Source organism: Ramlibacter sp., assembly GCF_035627355.1.
In the GTDB taxonomy this organism is placed as follows: domain Bacteria; phylum Pseudomonadota; class Gammaproteobacteria; order Burkholderiales; family Burkholderiaceae_C; genus Ramlibacter.
Window position 1 is genome coordinate 26,105 of the sequence record NZ_DASPLW010000061.1, and the last position, 18,039, is coordinate 44,143.

The 18,039-nt window shown below is 70.4% G+C and carries 19 protein-coding genes; 13 read left to right on the plus strand and 6 right to left on the minus strand.

Annotation, left to right across the window (positions count from 1 at the left end; translation table 11 throughout):
* Nucleotides 1-90: 90 nt before the first annotated feature.
* The 3 genes from VEC03_RS14550 (at nucleotide 91) to VEC03_RS14560 (ending at nucleotide 1,954) form a co-directional block, all read left to right on the plus strand.
* Nucleotides 91-741 (plus strand): 50S ribosomal protein L25/general stress protein Ctc, encoded by a 651-nt coding sequence (locus tag VEC03_RS14550; RefSeq protein ID WP_324916429.1) that lies wholly within the window; start codon nucleotides 91-93, stop codon nucleotides 739-741.
* A gap of 84 nt (nucleotides 742-825) precedes the next feature.
* Nucleotides 826-1,437: an aminoacyl-tRNA hydrolase gene (gene pth / locus VEC03_RS14555; RefSeq protein ID WP_324916432.1), complete on the plus strand. Its 612-nt coding sequence runs from the start codon at nucleotides 826-828 to the stop codon at nucleotides 1,435-1,437.
* A 31-nt stretch (nucleotides 1,438-1,468) separates the two neighbouring features.
* Nucleotides 1,469-1,954: a hypothetical protein gene (locus tag VEC03_RS14560; protein WP_324916435.1), complete on the plus strand. Its 486-nt coding sequence runs from the start codon at nucleotides 1,469-1,471 to the stop codon at nucleotides 1,952-1,954.
* On the opposite strand, the gene VEC03_RS14565 is transcribed toward VEC03_RS14560, so the two are convergent.
* Nucleotides 1,944-2,273: a YfhL family 4Fe-4S dicluster ferredoxin gene (locus tag VEC03_RS14565; protein WP_324916438.1), complete on the minus strand. Its 330-nt coding sequence runs from the start codon at nucleotides 2,271-2,273 to the stop codon at nucleotides 1,944-1,946. The two genes, VEC03_RS14560 and VEC03_RS14565, sit on opposite strands and share 11 nt — an antisense overlap.
* A gap of 61 nt (nucleotides 2,274-2,334) precedes the next feature.
* Between VEC03_RS14565 and VEC03_RS14570 the strand changes: the two genes are divergently transcribed.
* From VEC03_RS14570 to VEC03_RS14605, 8 genes are all read left to right on the plus strand, one after another.
* Nucleotides 2,335-3,285, plus strand: coding sequence for an ABC transporter permease (locus VEC03_RS14570; protein ID WP_324916440.1), 951 nt, complete (start codon nucleotides 2,335-2,337; stop codon nucleotides 3,283-3,285).
* Nucleotides 3,282-4,157, plus strand: a complete 876-nt coding sequence (locus tag VEC03_RS14575) for an ABC transporter permease (RefSeq protein WP_324916443.1) — start codon at nucleotides 3,282-3,284, stop codon at nucleotides 4,155-4,157. The genes VEC03_RS14570 and VEC03_RS14575 overlap by 4 nt, the downstream gene beginning before the upstream one ends.
* A 5-nt stretch (nucleotides 4,158-4,162) precedes the next feature.
* The gene (locus VEC03_RS14580; protein ID WP_324916446.1) at nucleotides 4,163-5,170 is read left to right on the plus strand and encodes an ABC transporter ATP-binding protein; all 1,008 of its coding nucleotides are present in this window, start codon (nucleotides 4,163-4,165) and stop codon (nucleotides 5,168-5,170) included.
* Nucleotides 5,167-5,985: an ATP-binding cassette domain-containing protein gene (locus VEC03_RS14585; RefSeq protein WP_324916449.1), complete on the plus strand. Its 819-nt coding sequence runs from the start codon at nucleotides 5,167-5,169 to the stop codon at nucleotides 5,983-5,985. Before VEC03_RS14580 ends, VEC03_RS14585 begins: the two co-directional genes overlap by 4 nt.
* Before the next feature lie 104 nt (nucleotides 5,986-6,089).
* Nucleotides 6,090-7,586: an ABC transporter substrate-binding protein gene (locus tag VEC03_RS14590; RefSeq protein ID WP_324916452.1), complete on the plus strand. Its 1,497-nt coding sequence runs from the start codon at nucleotides 6,090-6,092 to the stop codon at nucleotides 7,584-7,586.
* A 12-nt stretch (nucleotides 7,587-7,598) separates the two neighbouring features.
* A complete protein-coding gene (locus VEC03_RS14595) occupies nucleotides 7,599-9,038 on the plus strand; it encodes an amidase (RefSeq protein WP_324916455.1) in 1,440 nt (479 codons plus the stop codon).
* On the plus strand, nucleotides 9,028-10,365 hold the full coding sequence (locus VEC03_RS14600) for a tetratricopeptide repeat protein (RefSeq protein ID WP_324916458.1): 1,338 nt from the start codon (nucleotides 9,028-9,030) through the stop codon (nucleotides 10,363-10,365). Before VEC03_RS14595 ends, VEC03_RS14600 begins: the two co-directional genes overlap by 11 nt.
* The gene (locus VEC03_RS14605) at nucleotides 10,362-11,060 is read left to right on the plus strand and encodes an alpha/beta fold hydrolase (protein ID WP_324916460.1); all 699 of its coding nucleotides are present in this window, start codon (nucleotides 10,362-10,364) and stop codon (nucleotides 11,058-11,060) included. The genes VEC03_RS14600 and VEC03_RS14605 overlap by 4 nt, the downstream gene beginning before the upstream one ends.
* Nucleotide 11,061: 1 nt before the next feature.
* On the opposite strand, the gene coaD is transcribed toward VEC03_RS14605, so the two are convergent.
* The 4 genes from coaD to VEC03_RS14625 form a co-directional block, all read right to left on the minus strand.
* Nucleotides 11,062-11,568 (minus strand): pantetheine-phosphate adenylyltransferase, encoded by a 507-nt coding sequence (coaD, locus tag VEC03_RS14610; RefSeq protein ID WP_324916462.1) that lies wholly within the window; start codon nucleotides 11,566-11,568, stop codon nucleotides 11,062-11,064.
* A gap of 32 nt (nucleotides 11,569-11,600) precedes the next feature.
* Nucleotides 11,601-12,209, minus strand: coding sequence for a 16S rRNA (guanine(966)-N(2))-methyltransferase RsmD (rsmD, locus tag VEC03_RS14615; protein ID WP_324916465.1), 609 nt, complete (start codon nucleotides 12,207-12,209; stop codon nucleotides 11,601-11,603).
* 225 nt (nucleotides 12,210-12,434) lie between these two features.
* The gene (locus VEC03_RS14620) at nucleotides 12,435-13,784 is read right to left on the minus strand and encodes a pitrilysin family protein (protein ID WP_324916467.1); all 1,350 of its coding nucleotides are present in this window, start codon (nucleotides 13,782-13,784) and stop codon (nucleotides 12,435-12,437) included.
* 14 nt (nucleotides 13,785-13,798) lie between these two features.
* Nucleotides 13,799-15,235: a pitrilysin family protein gene (locus tag VEC03_RS14625; RefSeq protein WP_324916469.1), complete on the minus strand. Its 1,437-nt coding sequence runs from the start codon at nucleotides 15,233-15,235 to the stop codon at nucleotides 13,799-13,801.
* 29 nt (nucleotides 15,236-15,264) lie between these two features.
* On the opposite strand from VEC03_RS14625, the gene ftsY reads away from it, so the two are divergent.
* Both ftsY and selD read left to right on the plus strand, forming a co-directional pair.
* Nucleotides 15,265-16,410, plus strand: coding sequence for a signal recognition particle-docking protein FtsY (gene ftsY, locus VEC03_RS14630; protein WP_324916472.1), 1,146 nt, complete (start codon nucleotides 15,265-15,267; stop codon nucleotides 16,408-16,410).
* A gap of 9 nt (nucleotides 16,411-16,419) precedes the next feature.
* Nucleotides 16,420-17,472, plus strand: coding sequence for a selenide, water dikinase SelD (selD, locus tag VEC03_RS14635; RefSeq protein ID WP_324916474.1), 1,053 nt, complete (start codon nucleotides 16,420-16,422; stop codon nucleotides 17,470-17,472).
* Here selD and cutA read toward each other — a convergent pair.
* Nucleotides 17,469-17,807 (minus strand): divalent-cation tolerance protein CutA, encoded by a 339-nt coding sequence (cutA, locus tag VEC03_RS14640; protein WP_324916477.1) that lies wholly within the window; start codon nucleotides 17,805-17,807, stop codon nucleotides 17,469-17,471. The genes selD and cutA overlap by 4 nt on opposite strands.
* Nucleotides 17,808-18,039: the final 232 nt, after the last annotated feature.

Here is an 18,039-nt window from a genome sequence, read left to right on the forward strand (position 1 = left end):
GCGCGGTCTGTAAGCGGCCTTCCTTCCGGGAAGGCCTTTCTTGAAACGGGCAGCACACTGGTCGCGGTGGCTGCCGAAATGGAGTCAGTCATGAAATTCGTCGCTTTCGAGCGCGCCAAGCAGGGAACGGGTGCGAGCCGCCGTCTGCGCAACACCGGCCGCACGCCGGCCATCGTCTACGGCGGCGAGGGCCAGCCCCAGCTCATCGAGCTGGACCACAACGCCCTCTGGCACGCCCTCAAGAAGGAAGCCTTCCACTCCACCATCCTGGAGATGGAGCTGAACGGCAAGACCAGCAAGGTGCTGCTGCGCGACGTGCAGATGCACCCGTTCAAGCAGCTGGTGCAGCACGCCGACTTCCAGCGCGTGGACGCCAAGACCCGCCTGCACATGAAGGTGCCGGTGCACTACGTCAAGGCCGAGGAATCCCAGGCCGTCAAGCTGGAGCACTGCGTGGTCAACACCGTGATCTCCGAGCTGGAGATCGCCTGCTTCCCGGGCGACCTGCCCGAGTTCATCGAGGTCGACCTGTCCGGCCTGAAGAAGGGCATGTCGCTGCACCTGGCCGACATCACGCTGCCCAAGGGCGTGACCGCCGTCACCCACGGCAAGAAGAACCCGGTGCTGGTGTCGGTGGTGACCACCGTCGCCGAGGAAGCTGCGCCCGAGGGCGAAGCGGCGGCCGCTGCTGCTGCCCCGGCGCCGGAAGCCAAGCCGGCCGCCAAGGCTGCCAAGAAGTAAACCCCTTCACCTGAAGGGAACAGGCCCGCTTCGGCGGGCTTTTTCATGGGCGCTCGCCGCGGCGTTTGCCCTTAGGATCGAACGATGATCAAGCTGTTCGTCGGCCTCGGCAATCCCGGCGCGGAGTACGAAGCGACCCGGCACAACGCCGGCTTCTGGTGGGTCGATGCGCTCGCGCGCGAGTTGAAGCTGCAGCTCTCGCCCGACAAGGGCTACCACGGCCTGGTCGCGCGCGGCAGCGTCGGCGGCCAGACGATCTGGCTGCTCGAGCCGCAGACCTACATGAATCTCTCGGGCAAGTCGGTCGCGGCGCTGGCGCGCTTCTTCAAGATCGCCCCGCAGGAGATCCTGGTGGTGCACGACGAGCTGGACCTGCCGCCCGGCCAAGCCCGGCTCAAGCTCGGCGGCAGCCATGCCGGCCACAACGGCCTGCGCGACATCCATGCGCAGCTGGGCACGGGCGACTACTGGCGGCTGCGGCTGGGCATCGGCCATCCCGGCGTGAAATCCGAAGTGGTCGACTGGGTGCTGCGCAAGCCGGCGCCCGAGCAGCGCGAAGCCATCCTCGAATGCATCGCCCGCACGCTCAAGGCCGCGCCCTTGCTGCTGGCGGGCGAGATGGACAAGGCCACGCAGGTCGTGCACACCAGCAAGCCACCGCGGCCCAAGCCGCCGCGTCCGCCCGAAGCAGGCTGAAGACCTGCGGGCACCAGCGAGGGAGGAGACCATGAGAGCGACGATTGCAGCGTTGTCGCTGGCGGCCCTGGCGGCCGCCGCGCCCGCACAGACCATCTACCGCTGCGGCGACAGCTACGGCCCGCAGCCCTGCGCGGGCGGCAAGGCCATCGAGGCCGAGCCGGCGCCCACCGCGGCCGAGCGAAACCGCTCCGCCGCCGCCACGCAGCGCGACGCGAAGCTGGCCGACAGCCTCGAGAAGGACCGGCTGCAACGCGAGGCCCAGCCCGCGCAGCTGTACATCCCGCCGCCGCAATTCGAAGCCCAGCCTGGTCCGTACAAGGGCCCGGAGAAGGCCGCCACGCGCAAGCTCGACGTCTTCACGGCCAGCGCGCCGGCCAGCAACAAGCCGGGCAAGCCGACCAAGGCGAAGAAGGGCAAGGGGAAGGCGGGGAAGAAAGGCACCGCCGATTCCGGCAAGCCGGCCAAGAAGCCGGGCAGCGGCCCAGCCGCCGGCACGCTCGCGGTCAAGCGCTAGGAGCGGCCGGCGACGCCGGCTCCGTGTCGTCGCCAGAAGGCAGGGGCGCCTGCCTGGTGACCTGCACCTGCGCCTGTCCCTGCAGGCGACGGTACTTCTGCCACAGGGTCTCGCGATCTTCCACGTGCGCCGGGTCCACCGGGATGCAGGCCACCGGGCACACCTGCACGCACTGCGGCTGGTCGAAGTGGCCGACGCACTCCGTGCAGCGATCCGGGTCGATCTGGTAGATCTCCGGCCCGAGCGATATCGCCTCGTTCGGGCACTCCGGCTCGCACACATCGCAGTTGATGCACTCGTCGGTGATCATCAAGGCCATGCCGAAGTCCTGCCAGTAAGAAAGATTTCACCCGGAGCGATCTGGCATTATCCGCGCCTTCATGAGCGTGTTCCTGTTCAAGCGCCTGATCACCCTGGTCGCAACCCTGCTAGGCGCTTCGGTGGTGGTCTTTCTGGTGCTGGAGATCCTGCCCGGCAATGCGGCCCAGATCCTGATGGGGCCCGATGCGTCGCCCGAAGCGGTGCAGGCGCTGGCGCAGAAGCTGGGCATAGACCGCCCGGCGGTGGAGCGCTACTTCGACTGGGTCGGCGGCATGCTCACCGGCGACCTGGGCACCAGCTACGCGTACAGCACGCCGGTATCGGAACTGGTGCTGGAACGCCTGAGCCTGACGGTGCCGCTGGCGGTGATGGCCATGGTGCTCACCTCGCTGATCGCGCTGGCGGCCGGGGTCTATGCCGCCGCCCGCCACAACAAGCTGGGCGACGTCGGCGTGATGGGCCTGTCGCAGATCGGCATCGCCATCCCGAACTTCTGGTTCGCCATCCTGCTGATCCTGCTGTTCTCGGTGCACCTCAAGTGGTTCTCGGCCGGCGGCTTCCCCGGCTGGGAGGAGGGCCTGCTGCCGGGATTGCGCGCACTGCTGCTGCCGGCCATCTCGCTGGCGGTGGTGCAGTCGGCGATCCTGGCGCGCTTCACCCGCTCGGCGGTACTGGACGTGCTGCGCGAGGACTTCGTGCGCACGGCCCGCGCCAAGGGCGTGAGCGAGCGCGGCGCGCTGTGGGGCCACGTGCTGCGCAACGCCATGATCCCGGTGGTCACCATCATGGGCCTGCAGTTCGCCGAGCTGCTGGCCGGCACCATCGTGGTGGAAAGCGTGTTCTACCTGCCCGGCCTGGGGCGGCTGATCTTCCAGTCGATCTCCAACCGCGACCTGATCGTGGTGCGCAACTGCGTGATGCTGCTGGCCGCCATGGTGGTGATCGTCAACTTCGTGGTCGACGTGCTGTACGCCGCCATCGACCCCCGCGTCAAGGCTTCCGACATATGAGCGCGGTTCCCGTTCCGGTCGCGACGCCGGCCCTCGCCCCGGGCTTCTGGCGCCGAGCCCTGCGCCACCGCAGCTTCGTCATCGGCGCGGTGCTCAGCCTGCTGCTGGTGCTGGCGGCCGCGCTCTCGCTGGTGTGGACGCCGCATTCGCCCTACGACGTGGACATGTCGGCCAAGCTGCTGCCGCCCGGTCCGAGCTACTGGCTGGGCACCGACCCGTACGGGCGTGACCTGCTGTCGCTGCTGCTGGTGGGCGCGCGCGCCTCCATCGTGGTGGGCGTCATCGCCGTGGGTATCGGGCTGGTGATCGGCACGGCCCTGGGCCTGCTGGCCTCGGCCAAGCGCGGCTGGGTCGAGGAAATCATCATGCGGCTGGCCGACTTCGGCTTCGCCTTCCCGGCCATCCTGTCGGCCATCATGCTGACCGCGGTGTTCGGCCCCGGCATGGTCAACGCGATCATCGCCATCGGCATCTACAACATCCCGACCTTCGCGCGCATCACGCGCGCCTCGGCCAACGCCACCTGGGCGCGCGAGTTCGTGCTGGCGGCGCGCGCCTGCGGCAAGGGGGCGTTCAGCATCACGATGGAGCACGTGCTGCCCAACATCCTCTCGGTGCTCATCGTGCAGGCCACCATCCGCTTCGCGATCGCCATCCTGGCCGAGGCGGCGCTGTCCTACCTGGGCCTGGGCACGCAGCCGCCGCAACCGTCCTGGGGCCGCATGCTGAGCGAAGCCCAGACCCTGATGTTCCAGTCGCCGCTGCTGGCCGTGTTCCCCGGCGTGGCCATCGCCCTCGCGGTGCTGGGCCTCAACCTGCTGGGCGACGGGCTGCGCGACCTGTTCGACCCGCGCCTCGCGCGCAAGCGCTGACCGCCATGGCCCTGCTCGAAGTCAAGGACCTCTCCGTGGTGCTGCAGACCCAGCGTGGGCCGGCGCGTGCGGTGCGCGACGTGAGCTTCACCCTGGAGCGCGGCCAGACCCTCGGCCTGGTGGGCGAATCCGGCTGCGGCAAGTCGATCACCGCGATGTCGCTGATGGGCCTGCTGCCGGAGCACTCCCGGGTGACCGGCAGCATCCGCTTCGAAGGCCGCGAACTGGTCGGACTGCCCGAGCGGCAGCTGTGCGACCTGCGCGGCGACCGCATCGGCATGATCTTCCAGGAACCGATGACGGCGCTGAATCCGGTGCACAGCATCGGCCGGCAGGTGGCCGAGCCGCTGCGCCTGCACCGCGGCATGTCGGCGTCCGCCGCACGCAAGGAAGCGATCGCCCTGCTCGACCGGGTCGGCATCCCCGACGCCGCCCGCCGCATCGACGCCTATCCGCACCAGTTCTCCGGCGGCCAGCGCCAGCGCATCACGATCGCGATGGCGCTGGCCTGCGGGCCCGACCTGCTGATCGCCGACGAGCCCACCACGGCGCTGGACGTGACCATCCAGCAGCAGATCCTGGACCTGATCCGCGAACTGGTGGCCGAGCGCGGCATGGCCATGATCCTGATCTCGCATGACCTGGGCGTGGTGGCGCAGAACGTCTCGCGCATGCTGGTCATGTACGGCGGCTCGGTGGTGGAGAGCGGGGCCACTGCCGACGTGTTCGCCAACCCCTCGCACCCCTACACGCTGGGCCTGTTCGGCGCCCGTCCGCGGCTGGGTGGGGCGCGCGGCGCGCGGCTCGTCACCATTCCCGGGACGGTGCCCGAACTGGCGGACCTGCCGGGCGGCTGCCCGTTCGCGGGCCGCTGCGCCTGGACGCGACCCGAGTGCCACGTCACGGTGCCACCGCCCCACGAAGTGGGTCCGGGCCAGCACGCCCGCTGCATCCGGCTGGACGCCGTCGCGGCGGACAAGGCCGCGGCCGCCGACCAGGAGGCCGTCGCATGAGCGCGCTGCTGCAGGTCGAGAATCTGGTGCGCCACTACACGATGCCACGCGAGAAGCTGCTGGGCCCGCCGCCGGTGGTGCACGCGCTCAACGGCGTGAGCTTCACGATCGAAGCGGGCCGCAGCCTGGGCATCGTGGGCGAGTCGGGTTCGGGCAAGTCCACGCTCGCGCGGCTGGTGATGGCGCTGGATCGCCCCACTTCGGGGCGCGTGCTGCTGGACGGGCGCGACCTGCACGCACTGCCGGACGAAGACCTGCGCCGGGCCCGGCGCGACTTCCAGATGGTGTTCCAGGATCCCTACGGCTCGCTCGATCCGCGCCAGACGGTGGAACGCATCGTCGCCGAGCCGCTCAGCGCTCAAGGCGGCACCACTGCGGCCGAACGGCGCGAGCGCGCGGCCGAGGTGCTGGCTTCCGTCGGCCTGCGCCCCAACGACCTGGGCAAGTACCCGCACGAGTTCTCCGGCGGCCAGCGCCAGCGCATCGCCATCGCACGAGCACTCATCACGCGCCCCAAGCTGATCGTGGCCGACGAGCCGGTGAGTGCGCTCGATGTGTCGGTGCAGGCGCAGGTGCTCAACCTCATGCAGGACCTGCAGCAGCAGTTCGGCGTGACCTACATGCTCATCAGCCATGACCTGGCCGTGGTCAACCACCTGTGCGACGACGTGGCCGTGCTCTGGCAGGGGCGCATCGTCGAACAGGGCCCGCCCGAGAAGCTGTTCCATGCGGCCGAGCATCCGTACACGCAGGCGCTGCTCGACGCCGTGCCCAAGGCAGAGCCGCCGCGCGTGACGGTGGCCGCGTCATCCTGAGCAAACCCCTCTTGCCTTGCCGCGCGGCTATCGGGGATGATGCATTGCACTCTGCAGTGGGCCCAGCGCCCGAACCGATACATCACCTTCCCTGGAGAACAAGCATGCTGAATCGACGGACCGTCCTTTCCTCCGCCGCCCTGGCGACCCTGCCGCTGGCGCTGCCCGAACTCGCGCTGGCCCAGGGCCGGAAGGATTCCATCGTGCTGGCGATGGCGCTGGAGCCGAGCCCCGGCCTGGACCCGACCGGCGGCGCTGCCTCCTCGATCGCGGAAGTCACGCTGTACAACATCTACGAGACGCTCACCAAGATCAACCCCGACGGCAGCGTCACGCCGCTGCTGGCCGAGAGCTGGGAGATCTCGCCCGACCTGACCACCTACACCTTCAAGCTGCGCAAGGGCGTCAAGTTCCACAACGGCGAACCGTTCAACGCGCAGGCGGTGAAGTTCTCGTTCGACCGCGCCGGCGGCGAGAAGAGCACCAACAAGGACAAGCGCACCTTCGCCAACCTCACCACCCGCGTGGTGGACGATCACACGGTGGTGATCCTGACCAAGGAGATCGACCCCGACTTCCCCTTCCTCATGGGGCAGGCCACCTCCATCATCGTGGAGCCCAAGAGCGCCGACACCAACGCCACCAAGCCGACCGGCACCGGCCCGTACCGGCTGGAGAACTGGGTCAAGGGCTCCTCGGTCAAGCTGTCCAAGTGGGACGAGTACCGCAACGCCGCCAGCATCAAGCTGCGCCGCGCCACGTTCCGCTTCATCGCCGACCCGGCTGCGCAGGTGGCGGCCCTGCTGGCCGGCGACGTGGATGCATTCCCGCGCGTGACGCCGCGCAGCGTCGGGCAGTTCAAGGGCAACCCGCGCTTCCAGGTCGTTGTCTCCGGCTCGCGCGCCAAGACCATCCTGGCCATTAACAACAAGAAGAAGCCGTTCGACGACGTGCGCGTGCGCCGCGCCGTGAACATGGCCATCGACAACAAGGCCGTGATCCAGGGCGCCGGCGACGGCTACGGCGTGCCGATCGGCAGCTACTACCCGCCCAGCGCGCCCGGCTACGTCGACCTGACCAGCGTCAACGCCTACAACCCGGACCGCGCCCGCGCGCTGCTCAAGGAAGCCGGCGTGACCGGCCCGATCGACATCACCATCACGCTGCCGCCGCCGCCCTACGCGCGCCAGGGCGGCGAGGTGATCGCCTCGCAGCTGTCCAAGGTCGGCATCAATGCGAAGCTGCAGAACGTCGAGTGGGCGCAATGGCTGTCCAACGTCTATGGCGGCGCCCACAACTACGACATGACGATCATTTCGCACGTCGAGCCGTTCGACCTGAACAACTTCGCCAAGCCGAACTACTACTGGAACTACGAGTCGGCCAAGTACAACGAGCTGTACAACAAGTACAAGACCACCGGCAACGCCAAGGAGCGCCTGAAGCTGCTGGGCGACATCCAGCGCCTGATCGCCGAGGACGCGCCCATGGCCTTCCTGTACCAGCCGCAGTGGGTCACCGTGGCCAGCAAGGACGTCAAGGGCCTGTGGAAGGACATGCCGATCTTCTGCAACGACCTGTCCTCCATGTCCAAGGCGTGACGGGGCACGCGCATGTCGAAGCAGTCACAAGGCCATGCGCTGCATGAACTCCCCGCCACCGAACTCGTAGAAGGCTACCGCCGGCGCGATTTCTCCCCGGTGGAGGTCACCCGTTCCGTGCTCGGCCACATCGAGCGCTGGGAGCGGCACCTGCACGCGCTGTTCCTGCTGCGGCCCGACAAGGCGCTGGAGCAGGCGCGCGCCAGCGAATCGCGCTGGCGCCGCGGCGAGCCCCTGGGCCCGATCGACGGGGTGCCGCTCACGCTGAAGGACAACATCGCCACCGAGGGCGACCCGACGCCGCTGGGCACCGCGGCCGTCGAACTCGTGCCGGCCGCCGCCGACGCGCCGCCGGCCGCGCGCGTGCGCGAAAGCGGCGGCGTGCTGCTGGCCAAGACCACCATGCCCGACTACGGCATGCTGTCCTCCGGCCTGTCCAGCTACCACGCGCTGGCACGCAATCCCTGGGATCGCAGCAAGACGCCGGGCGGCTCCAGCGCCGGCGCCGGCGCCGCGGCGGCAGCCGGCTACGGGCCGCTGCACGTGGGCACCGACATCGGCGGCTCGCTGCGCCTGCCCGCCGGCTGGTGCGGCATCTTCACGCTCAAGCCCAGCCTGGGCCGCATCCCGATCGACCCGCCCTACACCGGCCGGGCCGCAGGGCCGATGACGCGTACGGTGGCCGACGCCGCCCTGTTCATGCAGGTGCTGTCCGGGCCCGACGCGCGCGACAGCATGAGCCTGCCCTGGCAGGACATCGCCTGGCGCGACGTGGAAGCGGGCGCGCAGCGGCTCAAGGGCCTGCGCATCGGCCTGCTGCTGGAAGCCGGCTGCGGGCTGGCGGTGCTGCCGGAGGTGCGCGCCGCGGTCGAGAACGCCGCCCGCATCTTCGAGCGCGCCGGCGCCATCGTGCAGCCCATGCAGCCGTTCATGACCCAGGGCATGCTGGACGGCATGGACCACTTCTGGCGCATGCGTTCCTACCTGGACATGAAGGCGCTGCCGCCGGCACGCAAGGCCAGGGTGCTGCCCTACATCCAGCAATGGGGCGACAGCGTGGCCGGCATGGATGGCGAGGCGGTGTTCAAGGCCGCAAGCCAGTTCCACGCGACCCGCGTGGCCACGGTGAGCGCCTGCAGTGCCTTCGACTACGTGATCTCGCCGACCTCGCCGGTGCCGGCCTTCCCGGCCGAACTGCCCTCGCCCACCAACGACCCGCTGAGGCCGCTGGAGCACATCGGCTTCACGGTGCCGTTCAACATGTCGGAGCAGCCGGCCGCATCGATCAACTGCGGCTACACCGCCACCGGGCTTCCCATCGGCCTGCAGATCGCCGGCCGGCGTTTCGACGACCTGGGCGTGCTGCAGGTCTCGTGGGCCTTCGAGATGATCCGCGAGCCGCAGCGGCCCTGGCCCCAGCCGCCCTCCGAGGCGCTGGACCATGTCGACTGACGCGCTCGGCAACCCGGTCACCCTCGAACCCGGCAGCACCGCGCTGGCGGCCCTGGACGACTTCGTCGAGGGCTTCATCGCCAGCGAGGCGCGCGCGGTCAACGTGCTGTCGGCCGCGGAGGACCCCTCGCCCATCGTGCAGGCCAGCATCGCGGCGGTGCACATGTTCGCCGAGTCTGCGGCCGCACCTGCCAACGCGCAGCCCTTCATCGCCACCGCGCTGGCTGGTGCCGGGCGCGTGACGTCCCGCGAGCAGCGCTTCATCCACGCGGTCGCCGCCTGGGTCGACGGCGACGTGCCGCGCGCCATCCGCCTGCACGAGGAGCAGGCGCGCGAGCACCCGCGCGACCTCGCCTCGCTCAAGCTGGGTCAGTACCACCTGTTCAACCGGGGCCAATCCGCGGCCATGCTGCGGCTGGCCCTGGCCGCGCTGCCGGCCGCCGGCGACGTGCCCTACCTGCACGGCATGCTGGCCTTCGGCTGGGAACAGTGCCATGGGCTGGAGCAGGCCGAGGCGCACGCCCGGCGCGCCATCGCCCTGTGCCGCAAGGAGCCCTGGGCCCACCACGCGCTGGCGCACGTGATGCTCACCCAGGGCCGCATCTCGGAAGGCCACGCCTTCCTGCAGGACGTGAGCGACACCTGGCTGGGCCTGAATTCCTTCATGGTCACGCACAACTGGTGGCACCAGGCCCTGTTCGCGCTGGAACTGGATCGCCCCGACGAGGTGCTGGCGCTGTACGACCGGCAGGTCTGGGGCGTGGCCAAGGACTACAGCCAGGACCAGGTCAACGCGGTGTCGCTGCTGGCGAGGCTGGAACTGGCCGGCATGGCCGTGGGCGACCGCTGGCAGGACGTCGCCGATTGGCTGGCACCCCGCACGGCCGACCACGTGCTCCCCTTCCTGGACCTGCAATATCTCCTGGGGCTGGCCCGGGCTGGACGGCCCGAAGCAGACACGCTACTGCGCAACATCGAAGCCCATGCCCGCACGGCGCCGCCGTCCGAGCGCGAGACCTGGCGGGACGTGGCAGTGCCGGCCGCGCGCGGCCTGCTGGCCTGGGCGCGGGGCGAGCACGCCGTCGCCGCGCGCGAGCTCGGCCAGGCGCTGCCACGGATGCTGGAGATCGGCGGCAGCCATGCCCAGCGCGACCTGTTCTCGCAGGTCCACCTCGACGCCCTGGTACGCAGCGGCCGACTGGAAGGCGCCCAGAACCTGCTGCTGCCGGTGCTGCGCCAGCAACCCGAATCGCGCCGCCTGCGCCGGCAGGCGGACCAGCTCCTTGCCGCCCTCGGCCTCGGTGACGTGGCCGACCACTTCCGATGACCCTCGTCCTGCTGCCGGGCCTGGCCGGCAACGATTCCATGTGGCGCGACCAGCTCGCCGACTTGGCCGACTTCCGCCCCCACGTGACCGACGTCCACATGCGCCACGCAACCGTGGCCGAGATGGCGGCCGGGTTGCTGTCCCGCTTTCCCGGCGAGCTCGTGCTGTGCGGCGCCTCCATGGGCGGCATGGTGGCGATGGAAGCGGCGCGGCAGGCGCCCGGCCGCATCCGCGGGCTGGCGCTGCTGGGCACCACTGCCCGGCCCGAGGACGACGCCATGCGCGGGGTGCGCGAAAACGCCATCCGCCTGTTCGAGCAGGGTCGCATGCGCGAGGTGATCGAGCCCAACGTGGGCATGGCCTTCCATCCCGACCGCGCCAAGGACGCCGACCTGACCGGTCGCTACCTCGAGTTCGTGCTGCAAGCCGGGGCCGGACAGCTGGTCCGGCAGAACCGCGCCGTGATCGGCCGGCCCGATGCCCGCACCCACCTGCCGTCGTTGCGCTGTCCGGTGCTGGTGATGTGCGGCGAGGACGACCAGCTCACCCCGCCCGCGCTGTCGCGCGAGATCGCCGCCCTGGTCCCCGGGGCGCAACTGGTGATGCTGCCCCGTTGCGGCCACATGCTGACCATGGAGCAGCCGGAGGCGGTCAACCGCGAGCTGCGGCGCTGGCTGCGCGCCGTGCTGGCCTGAATCAGGGCGTGCCCGAGGCCCTGACCTTCTCGATCAGCCGCTGCTGCACCGAAGGCGAGACGAACTTGTCCACCTCGCCGCCCAGCACCGCGATCTCGCGCACGAAGGTGCTGCTGATGAACTGGTACTTGTCGCTGGGCGTGAGGAACACGGTTTCCACGTCCGGCATCAGGCTGCGGTTCATGCCGGCCAGCTGGAACTCGTAGTCGAAGTCGGTCACGGCGCGCAGGCCGCGCACCATCGCCTTGCCGCCGCGGGCCACGACGAAGTCGCGCAGCAGGCCGGAAAAGCTCTCCACCTCCACCTGCGGGTACTCCCGGACCGCCTCCTTCGCCATCTCGATGCGCTCGGAGAGGGAGAACATGGCCTTCTTGTGGTGGCCGGCGGCGACCGCCACGATCACCGTCTCGAACAACTGGGTCGCGCGCCGGACCACGTCCTCGTGACCCAGGGTCATGGGGTCGAAGGTGCCGGGGTAGACGGCGATCACAGGATGGATGTTGGCCATGGGCGATCCGGTTGACAGGGAAATCGCTGGGATTATGCGGCCCGTCCGGGAGCCCGCCCGAACAGGTGGGCATGGACCGCCCCGGCCTTGAGGTGCCGGCGCAGTTCCAGGCCGGCCTGCGCGGCATCGGAATCGGTCCAGGCCCGGGGCGCTTCCAGGTACACCAGGCCGCCGGACGCGAGCGCCGACAGCGCGGCCGCCAAGGCCGGTTCGAAGAGCTGGCTGTCGAAGGGCGGGTCCAGCAGCACCAGGTCCAGGTTCGAGCCGGCCATGCCGGCCAGCACCGCCAGCGCGTCGCCGCGGCGAATCTCGACCGTGTGGGCCGCCAGCCGCTCCTTCAGCTTGCGAAGGGTGGCCACCAGTTCGGGATCCTGCTCCACCAGCAGCACCTGGGCGGCGCCTCGCGAAGCCGCTTCCAGCCCGAGCGCGCCAGTACCGGCGAAGGCATCCAGGCAGCGCCAGCCGGACAGGTCCTGCCCCAGCCAGTTGAACAGGGTCTCGCGCACCCGATCGGGTGTGGGGCGCAGGCCGGGCCGGTCGGCCACCGGCAGCCGGGTCCGCTTCCATTGGCCGCCGACGATGCGCACCTCGTGCGGGGGGGCAGCGCGAGCGGCAGAAGGGCGGGGACGGGCTCGGGCCATGGCACGAGCTTAAGCGACGCGCCCAAAAGAAACGGCGCGGTACCCCGGGGTACCGCGCCGCACACCTCTCTGTTCTCCGGCCTCTTGTTCTGTTGTGGAGGCCTGGAAATGCCCTTTGTGACAGCGGACGGCGCATTGTTCGGCAACCGCCGTCCAGGGGTGGCGCCGTCCCTGTCAGAGTTGACAGGGGGTCTGGCCTGGGGCTAACCCGACCCCGGCGCGGCGTCAGGGCGTGGCGCCCACGGTGACCGTGACCATGCGCGCCGGATCCAGCTTGCGCTGCATGGCCGCCCGCACGTCCGCCGCCGTGATGCGGGCCACCTTGGCCGTCCAGGTGTCCAGGTAGTCCAGCGGCAGCCCGTGCCAGGCGATCGCCGCCACGTTGTCCAGCAGCTTGCGGTTGCTGTCGATGCGCAGCGGAAAGCCGCCGATCAGGTAATCCTTGGCCGCCTTCAACTCGGCCTGCGTCGGGCCCTCGGCCACGTACCGGGCCAGCACCTCGCGGGCGACCACGATGGCCTGCGCGGCCTGGTCGGGCCGGGTCTGCAGGCCGATGGTGAATGCGCCCGCGTGCAGCCCCGGCGAGAAGTAGCTGTAGGCACCATAGGACAGCCCGCGCTTCTCGCGCACCTCGGTGGACAGCCGCGACACCAACCCGCCGCCGCCGAGGATGTAGTTGCCGACCAGCAGGGCCAGGTGGTCGGGGTCCGAGCGCTTGTAGCCCGGCTCGCCGATCAACACGTGGGCCTGGGCCGATTCGAAGGGAATGGCCACGGTCCGCGCCGCCGCCAGCGGCTGCACCTCGGGGACCGGCGGCAGCGCCGGACAGGAGCCCTGGGGCTGCGGCAGGCGGGCCAGCATGCGGGCGACGATGGCATCGGCCTGCGCCCGGTCCACGTCGCCGACCACGCTGACCCGGGCGCGGCAGGGCATCACGTGGACGCGAAAGAAGCGCTGCATGTCCTCGATGGAAATCGCGGCCAGAGAGGCCTCGGTCACCTCGGCTCCGTAGGGATGGCTGCCATAGACCGCGTGGTCGTACGCCTTGCCGGCGACGGTGCCGGGTCGGGTGTTCGCCTCCCGGATCGAGGCCGACATGCGTTGCCGGTCGCGCTCCCAAACCGCCAGCGGGAAGGCCGGCTCGCCGAACTGGCGGGCGGCGAGCTCGATGGCGCGATCCAGCAGGGCCGGGTCGGTGAGCGAGCGCAGGCTGAAGCTCATCCGGTCGCTGCCGGCGTCGCCCCCGAAGCCGGCGCCCAGGTCGGCCCAGGCCTCGCTGAGCTGGTTCTCGTCCAGCGGGGGCTGGTCGCCATGGGCGAGCACGCCCTTGCCGGTCATGACGGCGGTCACGCTGGCCAGGCCGGTCTTGTCCGGCGGGTCGCGCCGGCCACCGGCATCGAAGTCGATCTGGATGTCGACCATGGGAATGCTGCGGCTTTCCACCAGGTAGACCTGGGCGCCGCTGGGCTGTTGCCAGTGCTGGATCGGGATGGCTGCCCGGGCGCCGACCCAGGCGCCGAGCAGGAGCAGCCAGGCGGCCAGCCGGTGCAGGGATTTCCACGCGAAGGGGTGCATGGCCAGGGGCTCCTTCAATGCCGCAAGCCCGCGGGCGGCGGCCGCCGCGCCTGGGACGGGTCGCGCGGCAGCGGCCGCAGGATGCCGACGGTGAGCTGGTCGTCGCCGAAGTACTTCGCGGCGACCGCCTGCACCTGCGCGGGGGTGACCGCCTTTAGCCGGTCCATCAGTCGCTCGCTGGCGTCCAGCGGCAGGCCCAAAGCCCAGAAGCTGCCCAGCTCGCGCGCCTGGGAGAAGACCGAATCCCGCTTGTAGACCTCGGCGGCGATCCAGCGCGTCTTGACGCGCTGCAGTTCGTCCTCGCTCACGCCCTCGCGCGCGACGCGTTCGACTTCGGCCCGCAGCCCCGCCGCGACCTGCTCCGGCGTCTTGCCCGGCGCCGGCACGCCATCCAGCGTGAACAGCTGCGGCCCGCGGCCCCACAGCCCGTTGCCCGCACCGACGCTGTCGGCCACCCGGTCGGGGCCCTGCGTCAGGGCCCGCTCCAGACGTGCGCCGCGATAGCCGTCGAGCACGGCGGCGAGCACGGTGAGCGCCACCGCATCGTCGCCTGCGGGGTCGGGCTCGAAACTGCGCAGTTGCGGCACCTTGAACGAGAGCACCACGTACGACTGCTCCGCCGGCGCCTTGTGCTCGACGCGGCGGGTGCCGGTCTGCGGCGGCTCGCCCTGCGGCTTGCGCGGCGGCACGGCGGCTGCCGGGATGCGGCCGTAGTGCTTCTGCGCCAGCCGCAGGACCTGCTGGGGATCGACGTCGCCCGCGACCACCACGGCCGCGTTGGCCGGCACGTACCAGCGCCGGTAGAAGGCGCGAGCGTCCTCGGGCGTCATCGCCTCCAGGTCGCTGGCCCAGCCGGAAACCGGCCGCCGGTAGGGCGAGACCAGGAAGGTCACCGCGTCCAGCACTTCGTGCAGCATGGCCCGCGGCGAATCGACGATCCGCAGCCGGCGCTCCTCCTTGACCACCTCCAGCTCGCGCTTGAACTCCTCGTCCGGCCAGCGGTTGTGGGCGAAACGGTCGGCTTCGAGGCGCATCACCTCCTCCAGCCGGTCGGCCGGGATCTGCTGGTGGTAGCCGGTGTAGTCGCGCCCGGTGAAGGCATTCTCGCGTCCACCGATGGCGGCGATGCGGCGCGAGAACTCGCCCGGCCCCAGCGTCTCGGTGCCCTTGAAGAGCATGTGCTCCAGCACGTGGGCCACGCCGCTGGTGCCGTCGGTTTCGTCCATGGCGCCCACCCGCACCCACAGCATGTGGACGGCGGTGGGCGACCGGTGGTCGGGCTTGACGATGAGCGTCATGCCGTTGTCGAGGGTGAACCGGACCGGCTCGGCGGCTGCCGCGGAGGCGGTGCGGGCCGGAACCGGCGGCGGGGCCTGTGCAGGAGCTGCGCCGGCCGCCAGGAGCAGCGCGGCGCAGCAGGCCGCCGCCGCGCATCGCAGGAGGTGTTTCATAGAATCCACTGATTCTAGAAACGCCTTCGATGTTCAGTTTCTTTCGCAGAAAGCCGGCGCCCACGCCGGCGCCTGCAGCCTCCCCGCCCCCCGTTCCCCCTGCTGCCGAGCCCCTGGCGGAAGCGCCGGCCGCTCCGCTCGCCGCACCACCGGTCCCGCCGGCACCCACTGCCGCGCCCGAAGCGCCGCCCCCTGCTCCCGCGCCGTCCGGCGGACTAATCGGCAGCGCGCTGGTGCAGGCCATGGACATCCCGGCGCCGGCCCCGGTGGCGCCGGAGCGCCAGGGCTGGATGCAGCGGCTCAGCGCCGGGCTGCGCAAGACCGGCTCCGGCATCACCCAGGTCTTCACCGGCGGCCAGATCGACGACCAGCTCTACGAGGACCTGGAGTCGGCGCTGCTGATGGCCGACACGGGCGTGAAGGCGACCCAGCACCTGCTGCAGGAGGTCAAACGCAAGGTGGCGTCCACCGGGGCGACCCGGCCGGTGCAGGTCAGGAACATCCTGAACGAGGCGCTCGCCCAGATGCTCAAGCCGCTGGAGAAGACGCTGGTGATCGGCGCCCAGCAGCCCACGGTGATCATGGTGGCCGGTGTCAACGGCGCCGGCAAGACGACCTCGATCGGCAAGCTGACCCGGCACCTGGCGGACGAAGGCGCCTCGGTGCTGCTGGCCGCCGCCGACACCTTCCGCGCCGCGGCGCGCGAGCAGCTGGCGATCTGGGCCGACCGCAACACGGTGGAGATCGTCAGCCAGGAGGGCGGCGACCCGGCGGCCGTGAGCTTCGATGCCGTCAATGCCGGCCGTGCGCGCGGCAAGGACGTGGTGATCGTCGACACCGCCGGCCGCCTGCCGACGCAGCTGCACCTGATGGAGGAGCTGCGCAAGATCCGGCGGGTGGTGCAGAAGGCCCAGCCGGACGCGCCGCACGAGGTCCTGCTGGTGATCGACGGCAACACCGGCCAGAACGCGCTGGCCCAGGTCAAGGCCTTCGACCAGGCGCTGGGCCTGACCGGATTGATCGTCACCAAGCTCGATGGCACGGCCAAGGGCGGCGTGCTGGCCGCGATCGCCCAGGAAAAGCCCGTACCGGTGTATTTCATCGGCGTCGGCGAGAAACTGCAGGACCTGGAAACCTTCAACGCCCGCGAATTCGCGCAGGCGCTGCTGGGCTGAGGACACACCATGACCGTTGCCGGCGAACCCCGCCTCACCTCCTTGTCCCATGGCGGCGGCTGCGGCTGCAAGATCGCGCCGGGCGTGCTGTCGGAGATCCTGCAGGGCTCGGCCGCGCGGATGCCCATTCCGCCGCAGCTGCTGGTCGGCATCGAGACCGCGGACGACGCCGCCGTCTACCAGCTCAATGACGAGCAGGCGCTGGTCGCGACCACCGACTTCTTCATGCCGATCGTCGACGATCCGTACGACTTCGGCCGGATCGCGGCCACCAACGCCATCTCCGACGTCTACGCCATGGGCGGGCGGCCGATCCTGTCACTGGCCATCGTCGGCATGCCGGTGAACGTGCTGTCGACCGCCACCATCGGCCGCATCCTGCAGGGCGGGGAATCGGTCTGCCGGGCCGCCGGCATCCCGGTGGCCGGCGGCCACACCATCGACTGCGTCGAGCCGATCTACGGCCTGGTCGCCCTGGGCCTGGTCCATCCGGCGCAGGTGCGGCGCAACGCGGGCGCCCGCGCCGGCGACGCGCTGGTGCTGGGCAAGCCGCTGGGCGTCGGCGTGCTGTCGGCGGCGCTGAAGAAGCAGGCACTGGATGCGGCCGGCTACGAGCGCATGATCGCCACCACCACCCGCCTGAACACGCCGGGGGCGGACCTGGCGGCACTGGAGGGCGTGCATGCGCTCACCGACGTTACGGGTTTCGGGCTCGCCGGGCATGCGCTGGAACTGGCCCGCGGCGCCGGGCTGACGGTGGCCCTCGACTGGAACCAGGTGCCCTTCCTGGAGGGCGTGGCGCAGCTGGCGGCCGACGGTTTCATCACCGGCGCGTCGGGCCGCAACTGGGCCGGGTACGGCGCCGACGTGAGCCTGCCCGGCGGCTTTACCGACACCCAGCGGGCGCTGCTCACCGACCCGCAGACCAGCGGCGGCCTTCTCGTGTCCTGCTCGCGCGACGCGCTGCCGCGCGTGCTGTCCGTCTTCCGCGAGCACGGGTTCGGCGACGCGGCGGTGGTCGGCGAGGTGCTCGAAGGTCCGACGCGGCTGGTGGTCCGCTAGGGCGGGGAACCGACTTCCTGCCGCACCCAGTCGGCGTAGGCCGGGCTGGCCTGCATGACCTGCCACAGCAGTTGCGGCAATTCGTAGGGGTGGTGCTCGGCGAAGAACGCCTGCAGCGCCGGGAGCCGCGCGGGCAGTGTCTTGACCGTGAGCCGGACCTCGGATTCGCTGCAGGCCTGTCCTTGCCAGCGATAGTGCGACTGCAACCCCTCCTCCACCTGCACGCAGGCGGCCAGCCGTTGCTCGAGCAGGGCCTGCGCCAACCGGTTGGCCTCGTCCAGGCGGGCGACCGTGGTGGTCAGGCTCAGGATGCCGGCATCTGCAAGTTCGTCCATGGAGTTCGGGCTCATGATTGCTCCGGGTTGCTCAGGGCGGGCCGGGATGTTACAATGTTAGTACACACTCTCGCTGTGCTACACGCCGTTTCGCGCATTTTCCTGGCAACGCGAAACCCGGTCGCCGCCGGCCGGGTCCATCGGGGACATCGGCGCGGGCTATCGCCGGGATTGAACTTGAGCGTTAGCACTCTATCCAAGCGAGTGCTAATATGAAAGCCAACATGAAAGG

Bases quoted from the DNA above. Each gene is read 5' to 3' on its own strand.
- VEC03_RS14550 (WP_324916429.1), top strand. From the start codon at position 91: ATGAAATTCGTCGCTTTCGAGCGCGCCAAGCAGGGAACGGGTGCGAGC.
- pth (WP_324916432.1), top strand. From the start codon at position 826: ATGATCAAGCTGTTCGTCGGCCTCGGCAATCCCGGCGCGGAGTACGAA.
- VEC03_RS14560 (WP_324916435.1), top strand. From the start codon at position 1,469: ATGAGAGCGACGATTGCAGCGTTGTCGCTGGCGGCCCTGGCGGCCGCC.
- VEC03_RS14565 (WP_324916438.1), bottom strand. From the start codon at position 2,273: ATGGCCTTGATGATCACCGACGAGTGCATCAACTGCGATGTGTGCGAG.
- VEC03_RS14570 (WP_324916440.1), top strand. From the start codon at position 2,335: ATGAGCGTGTTCCTGTTCAAGCGCCTGATCACCCTGGTCGCAACCCTG.
- VEC03_RS14575 (WP_324916443.1), top strand. From the start codon at position 3,282: ATGAGCGCGGTTCCCGTTCCGGTCGCGACGCCGGCCCTCGCCCCGGGC.
- VEC03_RS14580 (WP_324916446.1), top strand. From the start codon at position 4,163: ATGGCCCTGCTCGAAGTCAAGGACCTCTCCGTGGTGCTGCAGACCCAG.
- VEC03_RS14585 (WP_324916449.1), top strand. From the start codon at position 5,167: ATGAGCGCGCTGCTGCAGGTCGAGAATCTGGTGCGCCACTACACGATG.
- VEC03_RS14590 (WP_324916452.1), top strand. From the start codon at position 6,090: ATGCTGAATCGACGGACCGTCCTTTCCTCCGCCGCCCTGGCGACCCTG.
- VEC03_RS14595 (WP_324916455.1), top strand. From the start codon at position 7,599: ATGTCGAAGCAGTCACAAGGCCATGCGCTGCATGAACTCCCCGCCACC.
- VEC03_RS14600 (WP_324916458.1), top strand. From the start codon at position 9,028: ATGTCGACTGACGCGCTCGGCAACCCGGTCACCCTCGAACCCGGCAGC.
- VEC03_RS14605 (WP_324916460.1), top strand. From the start codon at position 10,362: ATGACCCTCGTCCTGCTGCCGGGCCTGGCCGGCAACGATTCCATGTGG.
- coaD (WP_324916462.1), bottom strand. From the start codon at position 11,568: ATGGCCAACATCCATCCTGTGATCGCCGTCTACCCCGGCACCTTCGAC.
- rsmD (WP_324916465.1), bottom strand. From the start codon at position 12,209: ATGGCCCGAGCCCGTCCCCGCCCTTCTGCCGCTCGCGCTGCCCCCCCG.
- VEC03_RS14620 (WP_324916467.1), bottom strand. From the start codon at position 13,784: ATGCACCCCTTCGCGTGGAAATCCCTGCACCGGCTGGCCGCCTGGCTG.
- VEC03_RS14625 (WP_324916469.1), bottom strand. From the start codon at position 15,235: ATGAAACACCTCCTGCGATGCGCGGCGGCGGCCTGCTGCGCCGCGCTG.
- ftsY (WP_324916472.1), top strand. From the start codon at position 15,265: ATGTTCAGTTTCTTTCGCAGAAAGCCGGCGCCCACGCCGGCGCCTGCA.
- selD (WP_324916474.1), top strand. From the start codon at position 16,420: ATGACCGTTGCCGGCGAACCCCGCCTCACCTCCTTGTCCCATGGCGGC.
- cutA (WP_324916477.1), bottom strand. From the start codon at position 17,807: ATGGACGAACTTGCAGATGCCGGCATCCTGAGCCTGACCACCACGGTC.